This window comes from Mycolicibacterium sp. XJ879 (assembly GCF_053483935.1).
The window spans coordinates 185,169-199,039 of record NZ_JBEFTH010000010.1 but is presented as its reverse complement, the minus strand read 5'-3'; the positions used below and the strand labels follow the sequence as shown (position 1 = coordinate 199,039).

The following is a 13,871-nucleotide window of genomic DNA, read 5'->3' as shown; positions in this document are numbered from 1 at the left end:
TCTTCTGCGACCCACCGCCCACCGCTCCGGACCCCGAGCATCTTTCGACGACGTCACGACAACATCGCCGATGACGTCTGGCTTTGCCATCGCGCTCCTCAGGACTGCGTGATCGGGCGATCGGATTGAACCGTCTCCCGAACGCAAAGGTTCGCACCGAACCACGGCGCCTCACACTGAGCGTCCCGCTTACCGGGAGAACCGGTCAGCGGAACATTCCACGGACGCGCCCGGGTGCGCATGGCAGGCTTGTCGTGTGACCAATATGCGTGAGATTCAGACGCCCTCAGGGACGTTGCGCTACTACGACACCGGCGCCGGCCCCGTATTGCTCTTCCTGCACGGCTCCGGTCCGGGGGTGACCGGTTGGCGCAACTTCCGCGGAGTGCTTCCGGTGTTCGCCGAGCACTTCCGGTGTTTGATTCTGGAGTTTCCCGGGTTCGGGGTCAGCGACGACTTCGGGGGGCACCCGATGGTCACGGCACAAAGTGCGGTCGCACCGTTCCTCGACGCGCTGGAAGTCGAGCGTGTCGACATCGTCGGCAACTCGATGGGAGGCGGTGTCGGTATCAACTTCGCGATTCACCATCCGGACCGCATCGGCAAGCTGGTCACGATCGGCGGCATCGGGACCAACATCTTCAGCCCCGGACCCAGCGAGGGCATCCGGCTTCTTCAGGAGTTCACCGAGGATCCGACGCGCCAACGCCTGGTCGACTGGCTCAACTCGATGGTCTACGACCAGTCGATTGTCACCGAGCAGCTCATCGAGGAACGCTGGCAGCTGGCGACCGATCCGGACACGCTCGCGGCCGCGCGGCGCATGTACGGCAAGAAGGCGTTCGCCCAGATGATGGCGATGATGAAGTCCGCCGATATGCCGATGCCGTGGGCGTTGATGCACAAGGTGGCGGCCCCGACGCTGCTGACCTGGGGTCGAGACGACCGGGTGAGTCCCCTTGATATGGCGTTGATTCCGATGCGCACCATCCCCAACGCCGAGCTGCACGTCTTCCCCAACTGCGGGCATTGGGCCATGATCGAGGCCAAGGAGGCGTTCGAAAGCACCGTGCTGGGGTTCTTGACGCGCCGTTGAGCGTTACGGCGCCGAGATCAGCTCGAACCCCTTATAGCCGGCGTCGGCCACCTCGTTGCAGATATCGAGGTACACGCCGAAACCGCCGATGAACAACATGAACCCACGCGGTTTGCCCGGCACGTTGGCGCCCATGTACCAGGAGTTCGCTTTCGGAAACAAGGTGGCTTCGGCGCGTCGGTCGCATTCGGCTACCCAGTTGTCCACCGCATCCGCCGTGGCCTCTATCGCGGCGTACCCGTGCGCGTCGAGATAGCCGATCGCGTCGGCGATCCAGTTCACGTGGGCTTCGGCGTGCAGCACCATGTTGGCCAGCACCGCGGGTGCGCCGGGGCCCGACACCAGGAACAGGTTGGGGAAGCCGTCGACGCCGAGTCCCAGATAGGTGCGTGGCCCGTCGGTCCAGTCGTCGCGCAGCTTCTGCCCGCCGCGGCCCACGATGTCGATCTTGGCCAGGGCGCCCGTCATCGCGTCGAAGCCGGTGGCGAGCACGATGGCGTCCACGTCGTAGTGGGTGTCGGAGGTGTTGATGCCGGTCGCGTCGATGGACTCGATCGGTGTCTTGCGCACGCTGATCAGGGTCACGTGCGGCTTGTTGAACGTCTGAAAGTAGTTGGTGTCGGTGCAGATTCGTTTGGTGCCGATCGGATGGTCGTTAGGGATCAGCAGGTCTGCGACCTCGGGGTCGTCGATGACCGCCCGCACCTTCTCCTCGTAGAACTTGCGGGCCTCCTCGTTGGCCTCCATGTCGATCATCTGGTCGCTGAAAGTCTTGGAGAACAGCACACCGCCGAGCTGCCAACGTTTTTCGAATGCCTCCCGACGTTCTTCGGGGGTGGCCTCCATCGTGAGCTTGGGGTGGGCAACGTGCGGTGACCCGCCGCCGCTGCGCCACGACAGCCTGCGTCGCTCGGCGTACGTGGCCTTGATCTGTGCCCGCTCGTCGTCGGAGAGCGGCCGGTTGCCCGACGGCACGCTGTAGTTGGGTGTGCGCTGGAACACGTACAGCCGCTCGGCCTGTTCGGCGATCACCGGAATCGACTGGATACCTGAGGATCCGGTGCCGATCACCGCGACGCGTTTACCCGTGAAGTCGACGGTCTCGTGGGGCCAGTGCGCGGTGTGGTACAGCTCCCCCGCAAAGCTGTCCAGGCCGGGGAAGTCGGGGGTCAGCGCCGCCGAGAGCGGGCCGGTGGCCATGATGCAGAACCGGGCGCTGACAACGTCGCCGCGGTCGGTGGTGACCGTCCACCGCAGGGTCTCTTCGTCAAGCACGGCCGACGTGACCCGGGTGTTGAACGTGATGCCGTCGCGCAGTTTCAGCTTGTCGGCAACCCAGTTCAGATAGCGCAGAATTTCGGCCTGGGTGGCGTACTTCTCCGACCAGTCCCATTCCTGCTCGAGCTCGGTGGAAAACGAGTAGCAGTAGTCGACGCTCTCCACGTCACAACGCGCGCCGGGATAGCGGTTGTAGTACCAGGTGCCGCCGACTTCGGGGGCCGCCTCGAACACCGTCACCGACAACCCCTGGCCGCGCAGCTTGTGCAGTGCGTAGAGACCGGCGAACCCCGCGCCGACCACGACGGCATCCACCTCGACCACCGAACGCTGCGAACCCGCGGAGCTACTCACGGCGCCACGGTAGGCCGGTGGCGTCGCCGCTGCACGGTCGACGTCCCGGTCACCGGGCGGTTGGTGCGACTCTCTCCCGGCTATCGGGCACGCGCGTCGACAGTGCGCGAACCGCTGGACAGGATCGCCTCATGTCGCATCCCGAAGTGTGCCGCGTCCGCGTCGACGCGACGGTCCACGTCGACCTGGACGGGACGCGCCATCGGCTGCGGTGGCCATCGGACAAGACCCTGGTCGATGTCCTGCTGGAGGCCGGGCTCGACGTACCGCACTCGTGCCGCGAAGGCCGGTGCGGATCGTGTGTTGCCACGGTGGTCTCGGGAGCCGTGGACATGGGCGCGGGCATGGACGCGGGCGCTGTGCTGCAGCCCGACGACCTCGCCGAGGGCCTGATCCTCGGGTGTCAGGCGCACCCGGCCAGCGCCGAATTGCACATCGAATATTGAGCTGAATCCAGTCCGCTGAACGGGATTGCCCCCCGAACGGCGATCGACTGCGGTAGACCATGAATCAGTCCACCCACAGATAGGACCTTTTGAAGATGAGCGAGCGCGTACTCGACCGGCTGATGGAGCTGGCCGACCAGTTCAAGCAGCAGGCTGTCGAGGCCGAGAAGATCGGCCAGTTGCCGGACGCCACGGTCAAGAGCATGAAGGCCATCGGCTCGATCCGCCTGCTGCAACCCGAGTCGCACAGCGGATACGAGGTCCATCCCCGCGAGTTCGCCGAGACGGTGATGGCCACCGCTGCGCTGGATCCGTCCGCCGGCTGGATCAACGGCGTGGTCGGGGTGCACCCCTATCAGATCGCCTACGCCGATCCGAAGGTCGCCGACGAGGTGTGGGGCGATGACGTCGACACCTGGATCGCCTCACCGTATGCGCCTCAAGGAGTGGCCAAACCGGTGGACGGCGGCTACCTCTTCAATGGCCGCTGGCAGTTCTCCTCCGGTACCGATGCATGCGACTGGATCATCCTCGGCGCCATGCTCGGCGATGCCGACGGCAAACCGCTGATGCCACCGCAGATGCTGCACATGATCCTGCCCCGTAGCGACTACGAGATCGTGCCCGACTCCTGGGATGTGGTGGGTTTGCGCGGCACCGGATCCAAGGACGTCATCGTGCGCGACGCGTTCGTGCCGCAGTACCGCACGATGGACGGCATGAAGGTGATGGACGGCACCGCCCAGCTCGAGGCCGGCATGACCAAGACCCTCTACAAGATGCCGTGGTCGACGATGTTTCCGCTCGGGATCAGCTCGGCCACCATCGGGATCTGCGAGGGCGCGCTGGCCGCGCACCTGGACTATCAGCGGGAACGCGTCGGCGCCAGCGGCACCGCGATCAAAGACGATCCGTATGTGATGCATGCCGTCGGCGAGGCGGCCGCCGACATCAACGCCGCGCGCCAGGAGATCCTGGCCAACGTCGACCGCATCTACGACATCGTCGACGCCGGCAAGGAGGTGTCCTTCGCCGATCGGGCCGCCGGTCGGCGCACCCAGATCCGCGCGGTGTGGCGCGCCGTGATGGCGGTCGACCAGATCTTCGCCCGCTCCGGCGGTAACGCGCTGCGCATGGACAAACCACTGCAACGGTATTGGCGGGACGCCCACGCCGGTCTGGCCCATGCCATCCATGTGCCGGGCACCGTCTATCACGCCTCGGCGTTGAGTTCGCTGGGTGTCGATCCGCAGGGTCCGCTGCGGGCCATGATCTAGAAGGGCCGCCATGAGTGATCTGAAAAGCCTTGGATACGTGAAGGTTCAAGCCACCGACATGCAGCGCTGGCGCCACTTCGCGTTCGGCGTGCTCGGCTTCGCCGAAGGCTCTGGCCCCGACCCGGACGCACTGTATCTGCGCATGGACGAGCGCGCCGCGCGCATCATCGTGGTGCCCGGCGACGTCGACAAGATCGTCACCGTGGGCTGGGAGGTGCGCGACCACGCCGCGCTCGAACGGGTGAAGGCCACGCTGACCGGCGCCGGGATCGCGGTCAAGGAGCTGTCATTGCAGGAGGCCGACGCCCGCCGCGTGGAGGAAGTCATCGTGTTCGACGATCCGGCGGGCACGTCGACCGAGGTGTTCCACGGTGCGGTGCTCGATCACAGCCCCGTCGTCACACCGTTCGGCGCCAGGTTCGTCACCGGCGACCAAGGGCTGGGCCATGTGGTGCTGCCGGCGCTGGATGTGCCGGGGCTCTTCGAATTCTACACCGAGACATTGGGTTTCAAGTCCCGCGGCGCGTTCCGGGTGCCGACGCCACCGGAGTTCGGTCCGCTGCGGGTGCGGTTCCTCGGAATCAACGAGCGCCACCACAGCCTGGCGATCTGTCCCGCGATGACGTTGCGCGACCCCGGGTTGATCCACCTGATGGTCGAGGTGGACAGCCTCGACACCGTCGGGCAGGCGCTGGACCGGGTGAACAAGGACGGCTTCCAGTTGTCCTCGACGCTGGGCAGACACACCAACGACAAGATGGTGTCGTTCTACGTGCGCGCACCCGGCGACTGGGACATCGAGTTCGGCACCGACGGTATGCGGGTCGACGAAACGTACTACACCGCAGAGGAGATCACCGCGGACAGCTACTGGGGCCACGAGTGGGTCAGCGACCTACCCGCCGCGATGCGCCCGTGACACCCGACGCCGACGTCACCCCGGTTCCCGCCGCGTCGATCACCAGCTGGGACCACGAGGCCGACGTCGTGATAGCCGGATACGGCGTGGCCGGCGCCGCCGCCGCGGTGGAGGCCAGCCGGGCCGGTGCCGACGTCCTGGTGCTCGAACGCACTGGCTCGTGGGGCGGTGCGGCATCGATGGCCGGCGGGTTCATCTATCTCGGCGGGGGCACCGCGATCCAAAAGGCCTGCGGCTTCACCGATTCCGCCGAGAACATGGCGGCGTTTCTCAACGTCGCGATGGGTCCCGGCGCCGACGAGAACCGCATCGCCGACTACTGCGCGGGCAGCGTCGGCCACTTCGACTGGCTGGTGGACTGCGGCGTCGTGTTCAAACCGGAGTTCTTCGCCGAACCGGGCTGGGAGCCGATGGGCGACGAGGGCCTGATGTACAGCGGCGGCGAAAACTCCTACCCGTTCAACACGATCGCCGAACCCGCACCGCGCGGCCACGTGCCGCAGATGTCGAACAAGAAGCAAGGCGAGGCCAGCGCGGGTTTCATGCTGATGAAGCCGCTCGTGGAGGCCGCCACCGCGGCGGGCGCGCGGGCGATCTATGACGTGCGGGTGCAGCGCCTGGTCGTCGAATCCGACGGTCGGGTGGTCGGCATCTGCGCGCGCCAGTACGGCGCCGAGGCCACGATCCGCGCCCGCCGCGGCGTGGTGCTCGCCACCGGCAGCTTCGCCTACAACGACGCCATGGTGGCGCGGTACGCACCGCGCATCGCGGGCCGCCCGGCCGCGTCCATCGAGCAGCACGACGGCCAGGCGATTCGGATGGCGCAGGCGCTCGGTGCGGACCTGGCGCACATGGACGCCACCGAGGTGGCCATCTTCATCGACCCGCAACAGCTGGTGCGCGGCATACTCGTCAACGCCCGCGGACAGCGCTACGTCGCCGAGGACACCTACCCGGGCCGGGTCGGACAACTCACGCTCTACCACCAGGACAACACCGCCTACCTGATCATCGACGGCGACGCGCAGGACGAGGCGATGGCCTCGTTGTCGCCGCAGTTGATGTTGCGCCCGCCGACGTGGGTGTGCGAGACCGTCGCCGAACTCGAACACGAAATCGGCCTCGCCCCAGGCGCATTGCAAGCAACCGTGAGCGCCTATAACGAGGGCGCGCAACGCGGTGAGGATCCGCTGTTGCACAAAAAGGCGCAGTGGCTCAGACCGATCGGCTCGCCGGTGGGCGCCATCGACCTGCGCGAGAGCACCGGTGGCTTCACGCTGGGCGGGCTGCACACCACCCTGGACGGCGAAGTGCTGCACGTCGGCGGCGCGCCGATCCCCGGGCTGTTCGCCGCCGGCCGATGCACGGCCGGGTTGGCCGCCTGGGGCTACGCCAGCGGCGTGTCCCTGGGCGACGGCAGCTTCTACGGCCGCCGCGCCGGCTGCGCCGCCGCCAAGGCCTGATCCCGTTTCTGACGTCGCTTCCGGCCGTGAACGCGGCCACTTTTGTCGTTTCGTCGTGAGATCAACCACAGCCTGCTATATTTCTATTAGTCATATACCGACTAGAAACATTTGGTCGTCTCGGAGGACACATGGCAACGAAAGTCGAACCGTCTACCCCCAGTGCCGTCATCGACCGGGTCTCCCTGGTCCTCGACGCGTTCGACGGGCCCGGCCGGTTGACTCTCGCTCAGATCGTGCGCCGCACCGGCCTACCGCGGTCGTCCGCGCATCGCATGCTCGAGCGGCTGGTCCAGTTGCGGTGGCTGCGCCGCAACGGCCGCGACTACGAGCTGGGCATGCGGCTCGTCGAGCTGGGTTCGCTCGCGGTGCACCAGGACCGGCTGCACCGCGCGGCGATCCCGCTGCTGCACGACCTGCACCGGGCCACGGGCCTCGTCGTGCACCTGGCCGTGCTCGACGGCGCCGACGTCGTGTACCTGGAGAAGATCGGCGACCGGATGACCGCGGCCATCCCGACCCGGGTGGGCGGACGCCAGCCCGCGCACTGCACCGCGGTCGGCAAGGCCGTGCTGGCATACCGCCAGGACGACGTCGACGTCGATCTCACCAACCGCAAGACCCGCTATTCGATCGGCACGCCCGCCCAGCTGACCGCCGAGCTGGCCAAGGTACGCGGCCGCGGGGTGTCCTTCGACCGCGAAGAGTCGCTGCCCGGCTTCGGATGCGTGGCCGCACCCATCGGTGGCCCCGGCGAAGCCGTTGCGGCCGTATCGGTTTGCGGCCCGATGAACCGGATGATGTTCGACCAGCGGCTGGCCGCGCCGGTCCGCATGACCGCGATGGGCATCTGGCGCAACGTCGAAGACGGGCCTCAACGGGTGGCGCCCACCCTGCAGCCGATCCGGCCGCTGCGCGCCGTTCCGGCACGCGAACCGGCTACCCTGCAGTACGCATGAGCCTGGATCCACAGATCGCCGGTTACCTCGAGGCGCTCGACTCCGGATTTCCCGCCGTGCACACGATGACGGGCGCGGAGGCCCGAGCGGTCATCAAGTCACGGTTCGTCCCGCCGCGCCAGCCCGAACAGGTCGGCGCGGTCGCCGATGAGATCGTGGCTGGGCCCGACGGTTCGATTCCGGTGCGCATCTACCGACCCCTCGGGGCGAGCGGTGCACTACCGGTTCTCGTGTACGCCCACGGCGGCGGCTGGGTGTTCTGCGATCTGGACAGCCACGACGGGTTGTGCCGGGCGTTCGCCAACCTGCTTGGCGCCGTGGTGATCTCGGTCGATTACCGGCTGGCGCCCGAGCACCGCTGGCCGGCGGCCGCGGAGGACGTGTACACGGTGACGCAGTGGACGGCGCAGCGCGCGGACGCACTCGGGGTCGACCCGGCACGGCTGATGGTCGGTGGTGACAGCGCGGGCGGCAACCTGGCGGCCGTCACCGCGTTGATGGCACGCGACCGCGGCGGACCGGCCCTGGCCGCACAGTTGCTGGTGTACCCGATGATCGCCGCTGACTTCGACACCAGGTCCTATCAGCTGTTCGGACAAGGGTTTTACAATCCGCGCCCGGCGCTGCAGTGGTACTGGGACCAGTACGTCCCCTCCCCTGCCGACCGCAGCCATCCGTACGCCTCACCGCTTTGCGCCGACCTGCAGGGACTGCCACCGGCGGTCGTGGTCATCGCCGGGCACGATCCGTTACGCGACGAAGGTGTGGCCTACGCGGACGCCTTGGCCGAGGCCGGTGTGCACGCCGCACAGTGCCACTACGAGGGCGGCGTTCACGGGTTCATCACGATGGCGATGCTGGACCTCGCTCAGCGGGCCCGCGCCGAGGCCTGCGGCGAACTGTCGGCGCTGCTTGCCGAGCGGGCGGCGGGCACTCCGTAACGCTGCTCCGGATCCAGCACGCAATGTGTGCGGCCGAACACGGTCACCATGCATTTGTTGTTGTGGGTGCAGCGGCTCTTCGTGTCCGGGTCGGCGATCATCTTGTTGACGAGGTCGGGTTCGCGCAGCAGCGCACGACCCATCGCCATCAGGTGAAAGCCCTCGCGCATACCGGTCTCCAGATGCGCGCGGTTGGTGATGCCGCCGAGCAGGATCAGCTTGGTGTTGCGCATGACCGGAACGAACTGCCGTGCGGCGTCGAGCATGTACAGGTCCTCGTACGGGTAGTCCCCCATCGCCCATTTACCCGCCAGCCGCACTCCAGCGCGCATGCCGCGCGGCATGACTTCGGCGAACTCCTTGACCGGAACGTCCCCGCGGAACAGATACATCGGTTTGAAAACCGAAGAGCCCTGTGTCAATTCGATCGCGTCGAGTGTGTTGTCGGCATCGAGCAGCTGTGCGGTGCGCAGCGCCTCGTCCACCCAGATGCTGCCGGGCAGCCCATCGTCCATGTCGAGTTTGGCGATCACCGCGATCGAGGTACCGACGGTTTCACGCACCCGCTGCGCGATCTCGCGCACGAGCCGCGACCGGTTGTCGATACTGCCGCCGTACTCGTCTTTGCGGCGGTTGATCAGCGGGCTCAGGAACGAACTGGGCAGGTAGAGATGGCCGAAATGCAGTTCGACGGCGTCGAACCCGGCGTCGACAGCGACCCGCGCGGCGCGCCCGAACTGGTCGATGACCTCGGCGATCTCGGCGCGGGTGATCTCCCGGCAGTACGCCATCGACGACGGGTTGACGAACCTGCTGGGCGCCACCGGTGTCACACCGGTGAGCTTCTTGTGCGCGACCACGCCGGCGTGACCGAGCTGCGCCGAGATCGCCGCGCCCGCATCGTGAACGGCGGCGGTGAGCCTGCGCAGGCCGGGCAGTGCGGCGTCGCTCATCACGATCTGTCCGGGCGCGCTCGCACCTTCCGGCGACACGCAGCAGTATGCGACCGTCGTCATCCCCACGCCGCCGTCGGCGTAGGCCCGGTGGAACGCGATCAGATCATCGGTGACCAGCCCGTCTGGGGATCGTCCCTCCGAGGTCGCGGCTTTGATCACGCGGTTGCGCAACGTGACCGGCCCAAGTCGAGCGGGGGCGAAGGGGTCCATGGCACCACGATGCCGTCCGAGTCGGCTATCCGAATGGATCTTTCCCGATGGGTGGGAGCGGACGACACCCTGCCCAGCCGCTCGAAATATCGTCGGCCCCATGGGCGCCGTCTACGTCATCGACCGCGTCATCACCCGGCCCGGCTGCGCGCGCCGGTTCGTCGACACCTACCTGGCCGAATACGCGCCAGGGGCCCGGGATCGCGGCATGACGCTGCGCAGCGTGCTGGTCAGCCCGCCGATCTGGTTCGAGGATCGATCCAACGTCGTCACCGTGACCTGGACGCTGCCCAACCCGCGGGCCTGGTGGGAGATGACGTGGAAAGGGCGGCCGGACCCGTCGCTGGGCCAGTGGTGGGACGGCATCGCCGAGCTGATCGTGGAGCGGACCCGCGACGTCGCGGCCGCGGCTGACGACGTCGACGGGCTGGGCGATGTTTAGCGTGACGCGGTTGCTCACCGCCGACGAAAAAGACCGCGGCCGGTTGGTGCGCGCGATTCGCACCGCCGCATCGGAAACGGGCGTCGCGCACGCCGTCGTCGAACCGACCTTGCCCGGATCCCGCAACGGCGGCGACATCCTCGCGCATCTCCGGTTCACCGACCGCGCCCAGTGGGACTGTGCCGCAACGCGATTCGAGGGCATCTTCGAGGACCCGGCGGTCCACCACGTCGACGGTGTGACGTATTCGGGCACCATGACCGTCGCGGAGTCGTCCACGCCGGCCACCGTCTACCGGACGCTGCTGCTGCGGGTGGCGCCGGGCACATCCGATGCCGTCGTCGAACGCTTCGAGGCCGACCTGGAGCTCATGCCGCGATATGTCGACACGATCACGGCGTGGCAGCTGAGCCGTGTCGGGTCGGCGATCGGCACCTCGCCGTGGACCCATGTGTTCGAGCAACGCTTCGTCGACGCCGACGGCCTGATGGGTCCCTACCTGATGCACCCGATTCACTGGGCCTACGTGGACCGCTGGTTCGACCCGGAATGCCCCGACGTCATCGTGCGCGACCGCGTCTGCCACAGCTTCTGCCGCTACGCGTGATTTCGGTGCGCAAACCATCGCTGAGCGCAGGTTTGGGCACCGAAATCACTACATGCCGGCCGGTTTGATGTTCGGGTTGGCCGTGGCCGGCGGTTCCAGCGGCGGCAATACCGTTCGGCCGTCGAGGCTGTGCACCGGTAAGCTTTGCGACCACGGATAGTGCAGGCTGAACGCCACCAGCCCGGTACGTTCGGCCGCCGGCAGGTGACACATCGCGAGCACGGTCTCGGCGAGGTACTCCACCGGCTCGGTCGGAAAGGATTCGGGGATCAGCGATGCGGCGCCGGGGGTGCGGATCGCGGTGGACGGGCCGACGCAGTTGACGGCGATGTTGGCGTCGAGCAACTCGGCCGCCACCCCCTGGGTGAACCGGTGCAGCGCCGCCTTCATCGACGCGTACACGACGTCGCCGGAAGTCTTGTTGTACTCCCGGTAGGGCCGCACGGGCGCGACCCCGGTGACCGACCCGATGTTGACGATCCAGCCGGCACCCTGCTCCCGCATGTGCGGGATCGCCGCACGCGTCAACACGAACGGTGCCCGCAGGTAGTGCTCGACCGTGCGGTCGAAGGTCTCCATCGACATGTCTTCGACGAGGGCGTAGTCCGCGAAACCCGCGTTGTTCACCAGGATGTCGATGCGCCCGGTGCGCTCGAGCACCGCGTCCACCAGGTCTGCGCGTTGCTGCGGATCCTCCAGGTCCGCGGCGATGCCGATCGCCGTGCCGCCGGCGGCCTCGATCAGCTCGATGGTCTCACCGATGGTGCCCGGCAGTTCCGCCGCGGCCGCGCCGCGCACCGACGCCGACGGCTGATACGAGCGCGCGGTCACCACCACCGTCGCTCCTTCGGCCGAAAGACGTTGCGCGACAGCGCGACCTATCCCCCGGCTACTGCCGGTGACCAATGCCGTTCTCCCGGCAAGATGTTTGCTCATGACAGCGTGAAGTGGTCTTCGATCGGGGCGCGGTGCTGGTGCCACACGTCGACTAACCGGTACGGCGAGGCGACCACCACGCGTCCAGAACCCGAACGGTAGTAGGTGTGGGCATTGGGGGTGTGGCACCACACCGTCTGCGACATCGTCTCGTCGATGTCGGCCACATACTCCTCGTACGCCTGTCGGGTCACCTCCATGGTGGTCGCGCCGCGCAACGCCATCAGCTGCAGGCACTCGATGATGAAGTGCGCCATCACCTCCATCGAGAAGTTCGCACCCGCGCCGTGGCCGGGACTGTAGTTGGGTGCGGAGTTGATGAACAGGTTCGGGAACCCGGGGACCGTGCCGCCGCGGTAGGCCCGTGGGCTGTCGCCCCACTCCTGCTGCAGGGTGTGCCCGTCGCGGCCGCGGATATCGATGGTGGACAGGAAGTCCAGGTGATATCCGGTGGCGTAGATGATCACGTCGAGATCGATCTGCCGACCATCCTGGGTGACAATGCCTTTCGGATTCACTTCGGCGGGTTCGGCCGCCTCCACGTCGACGTGGTCGCGGGTCAGCGCCGCGTAGTAGCCGCCCGGGTCGCGCACGATCCGCTTGCCGTACGGCGCGAAATCCGGTGTGACCTTCTTCGCCAGTTCGGTTCCCTCGCCGAAGGTCTGGTTGATGTAGTCCAGGCATATCTGCAGCAGCACGTCGTTGGCCGGGGAGATGGACAGGTTCTTTTCGGCCCATTCCGGATCGCGCACGATGACCGGGTAGTTGTTGTCCGCGGTGCCCCAGTAGGACTTGAGCCGATGCCAGTTCGCGTAGTACGGCAGGTGACGGCCCAGAACGCGGCGGTGCTCGGGCACATCGTCGGAGAGTCGCTTGCGCGGTGCCACCCAGTGCGGCTGGCGCTGGAACACGGTCAGGTGCTCGACGTCGTCGACGCAGGCGTCCACGATCTGCACCGCGGTGCAGCCCGCACCGATCACCGCCACCCGCTTGCCCGCCAAGTCCAGCGACGGATCCCACAGGGCCGAGTGAATGCTGGTGCCAGAGAACGTGTCCCGGCCGGGCACATCGGGCCAGCGCGGGCGGTTCAGATAGCCGGCCGCGGTGACCACCACCCGCGCGTAGGTCACCTCACGCTTGCCGTCGCGGTCGACCGAATGGATCTGCCACTGGCGGCGATCCTCGTCCCACCACAGCGCCTCCACCTCGGTGCCGAACCGGGTGTGCTGACGAAGCCCGTGCTTGTCCGCCAGGGCCACCAGATACGCCTGATATTCCCCGCCTTCGGGGTAGTAGCTGGTCCAGTCCGGGTTCACTTCCCGCGACAGCGAGTAGTAGGCCGAGGGCGTGTCGACGCCGATGCCCGGGTACCTCGTGGTCAGCCAGGTCCCGCCGACTTCGTCGTTGCGGTCGAAGATCTGGTAGCTCACTCCGGCGTCGGCCGCCGACAGCGCGGTGATGATGCCGGCCAGCCCGGCGCCGATGATCGCCACCGTCATCGTCTCCGGGATCGGCACTGTGCGCGGCAAGGTCGGCTGCGAAAGCTGAAAGCCGCCCTGCTCGAGCAGCAGCGGAACGAACTCGTCGTCGACGTCGGAGCCGAGCGCGATGGGCAGCAGCCGGGTGAACAACTCCGGGTCGTCGGCCGCCGGCGCGTCCGGTGCCCGCGGTGTGTCCAACGCGTCGACGATCGCGCTGACCAGAGCCGCCATGGTGTCGGCGTCGGTGACGCCGGCGCGCTCGGGCGGATCGGGTACATGCGAGATTGCGGGGCCGAACCGGTCGGCGACCGTCGGATCGCCGGTCAGCTGCGCCAGCACCGCCACCAGTACCCCGGGGTCCGCCTGGTGCAGGTGCGCCCTGAGTTCGGCCGCATCGACCGGTACCGGCGTCATGGCTTGCGCATCAGTCGTCACACCGACGAGTATCGGCGCGAACCGGGCGCTTGGACATCGCGTGGCCTACTGAGCGGGACACCAACCGGCCG

At 67.4% G+C, this 13,871-nt stretch carries 13 protein-coding genes; 9 read left to right on the top strand and 4 right to left on the bottom strand.

From position 1 onward, the window contains the following. Nucleotides 1-265 precede the first annotated feature (265 nt). Complete coding sequence (locus tag ABQF13_RS20795; RefSeq protein ID WP_448394680.1) at nucleotides 266-1,096, top strand: alpha/beta fold hydrolase; 831 nt, start codon at nucleotides 266-268, stop codon at nucleotides 1,094-1,096. Nucleotides 1,097-1,099: 3 nt separating this feature from the next. On the opposite strand, the gene ABQF13_RS20790 is transcribed toward ABQF13_RS20795, so the two are convergent. Beyond that, on the bottom strand, nucleotides 1,100-2,728 hold the full coding sequence (locus ABQF13_RS20790; protein ID WP_448394669.1) for a flavin-containing monooxygenase: 1,629 nt from the start codon (nucleotides 2,726-2,728) through the stop codon (nucleotides 1,100-1,102). A 131-nt stretch (nucleotides 2,729-2,859) separates the two neighbouring features. Here ABQF13_RS20790 and ABQF13_RS20785 point away from each other — a divergent pair, with 131 nt between their 5' ends. The 6 genes from ABQF13_RS20785 (at nucleotide 2,860) to ABQF13_RS20760 (ending at nucleotide 8,733) form a co-directional block, all read left to right on the top strand. Then, nucleotides 2,860-3,174 carry a 2Fe-2S iron-sulfur cluster-binding protein gene (locus ABQF13_RS20785; RefSeq protein ID WP_448394668.1) on the top strand — a complete coding sequence of 105 codons (315 nt, stop codon included), beginning with the start codon at nucleotides 2,860-2,862 and terminating at the stop codon, nucleotides 3,172-3,174. A gap of 95 nt (nucleotides 3,175-3,269) precedes the next feature. Next, complete coding sequence (locus ABQF13_RS20780) at nucleotides 3,270-4,451, top strand: acyl-CoA dehydrogenase family protein (protein ID WP_448394667.1); 1,182 nt, start codon at nucleotides 3,270-3,272, stop codon at nucleotides 4,449-4,451. A 10-nt stretch (nucleotides 4,452-4,461) separates the two neighbouring features. Next, nucleotides 4,462-5,370, top strand: a complete 909-nt coding sequence (bphC, locus tag ABQF13_RS20775) for a biphenyl-2,3-diol 1,2-dioxygenase (RefSeq protein WP_448394666.1) — start codon at nucleotides 4,462-4,464, stop codon at nucleotides 5,368-5,370. Beyond that, on the top strand, nucleotides 5,367-6,833 hold the full coding sequence (locus ABQF13_RS20770; protein ID WP_448394665.1) for an FAD-dependent oxidoreductase: 1,467 nt from the start codon (nucleotides 5,367-5,369) through the stop codon (nucleotides 6,831-6,833). Before bphC ends, ABQF13_RS20770 begins: the two co-directional genes overlap by 4 nt. 131 nt (nucleotides 6,834-6,964) lie before the next feature. Next, complete coding sequence (locus tag ABQF13_RS20765; protein ID WP_448394664.1) at nucleotides 6,965-7,792, top strand: IclR family transcriptional regulator; 828 nt, start codon at nucleotides 6,965-6,967, stop codon at nucleotides 7,790-7,792. Continuing rightward, entirely contained in the window at nucleotides 7,789-8,733 is a 945-nt protein-coding gene (locus ABQF13_RS20760) for a LipP1 family hormone-sensitive lipase (protein ID WP_448394663.1), read from the top strand. Before ABQF13_RS20765 ends, ABQF13_RS20760 begins: the two co-directional genes overlap by 4 nt. Here ABQF13_RS20760 and ABQF13_RS20755 read toward each other — a convergent pair. After that, on the bottom strand, nucleotides 8,661-9,899 hold the full coding sequence (locus ABQF13_RS20755; RefSeq protein ID WP_448394662.1) for an NADH:flavin oxidoreductase: 1,239 nt from the start codon (nucleotides 9,897-9,899) through the stop codon (nucleotides 8,661-8,663). The genes ABQF13_RS20760 and ABQF13_RS20755 overlap by 73 nt on opposite strands. A 100-nt stretch (nucleotides 9,900-9,999) precedes the next feature. Between ABQF13_RS20755 and ABQF13_RS20750 the strand changes: the two genes are divergently transcribed. Then, nucleotides 10,000-10,341 carry a hypothetical protein gene (locus ABQF13_RS20750; protein WP_427073678.1) on the top strand — a complete coding sequence of 114 codons (342 nt, stop codon included), beginning with the start codon at nucleotides 10,000-10,002 and terminating at the stop codon, nucleotides 10,339-10,341. Further along, complete coding sequence (locus ABQF13_RS20745) at nucleotides 10,334-10,948, top strand: Dabb family protein (RefSeq protein ID WP_448394661.1); 615 nt, start codon at nucleotides 10,334-10,336, stop codon at nucleotides 10,946-10,948. The genes ABQF13_RS20750 and ABQF13_RS20745 overlap by 8 nt, the downstream gene beginning before the upstream one ends. 48 nt (nucleotides 10,949-10,996) lie before the next feature. On the opposite strand, the gene ABQF13_RS20740 is transcribed toward ABQF13_RS20745, so the two are convergent. Further along, nucleotides 10,997-11,884, bottom strand: a complete 888-nt coding sequence (locus ABQF13_RS20740; RefSeq protein WP_448394660.1) for an SDR family NAD(P)-dependent oxidoreductase — start codon at nucleotides 11,882-11,884, stop codon at nucleotides 10,997-10,999. Next, entirely contained in the window at nucleotides 11,881-13,779 is a 1,899-nt protein-coding gene (locus ABQF13_RS20735) for a flavin-containing monooxygenase (RefSeq protein ID WP_448394679.1), read from the bottom strand. Before ABQF13_RS20735 ends, ABQF13_RS20740 begins: the two co-directional genes overlap by 4 nt. Nucleotides 13,780-13,871: the final 92 nt, after the last annotated feature.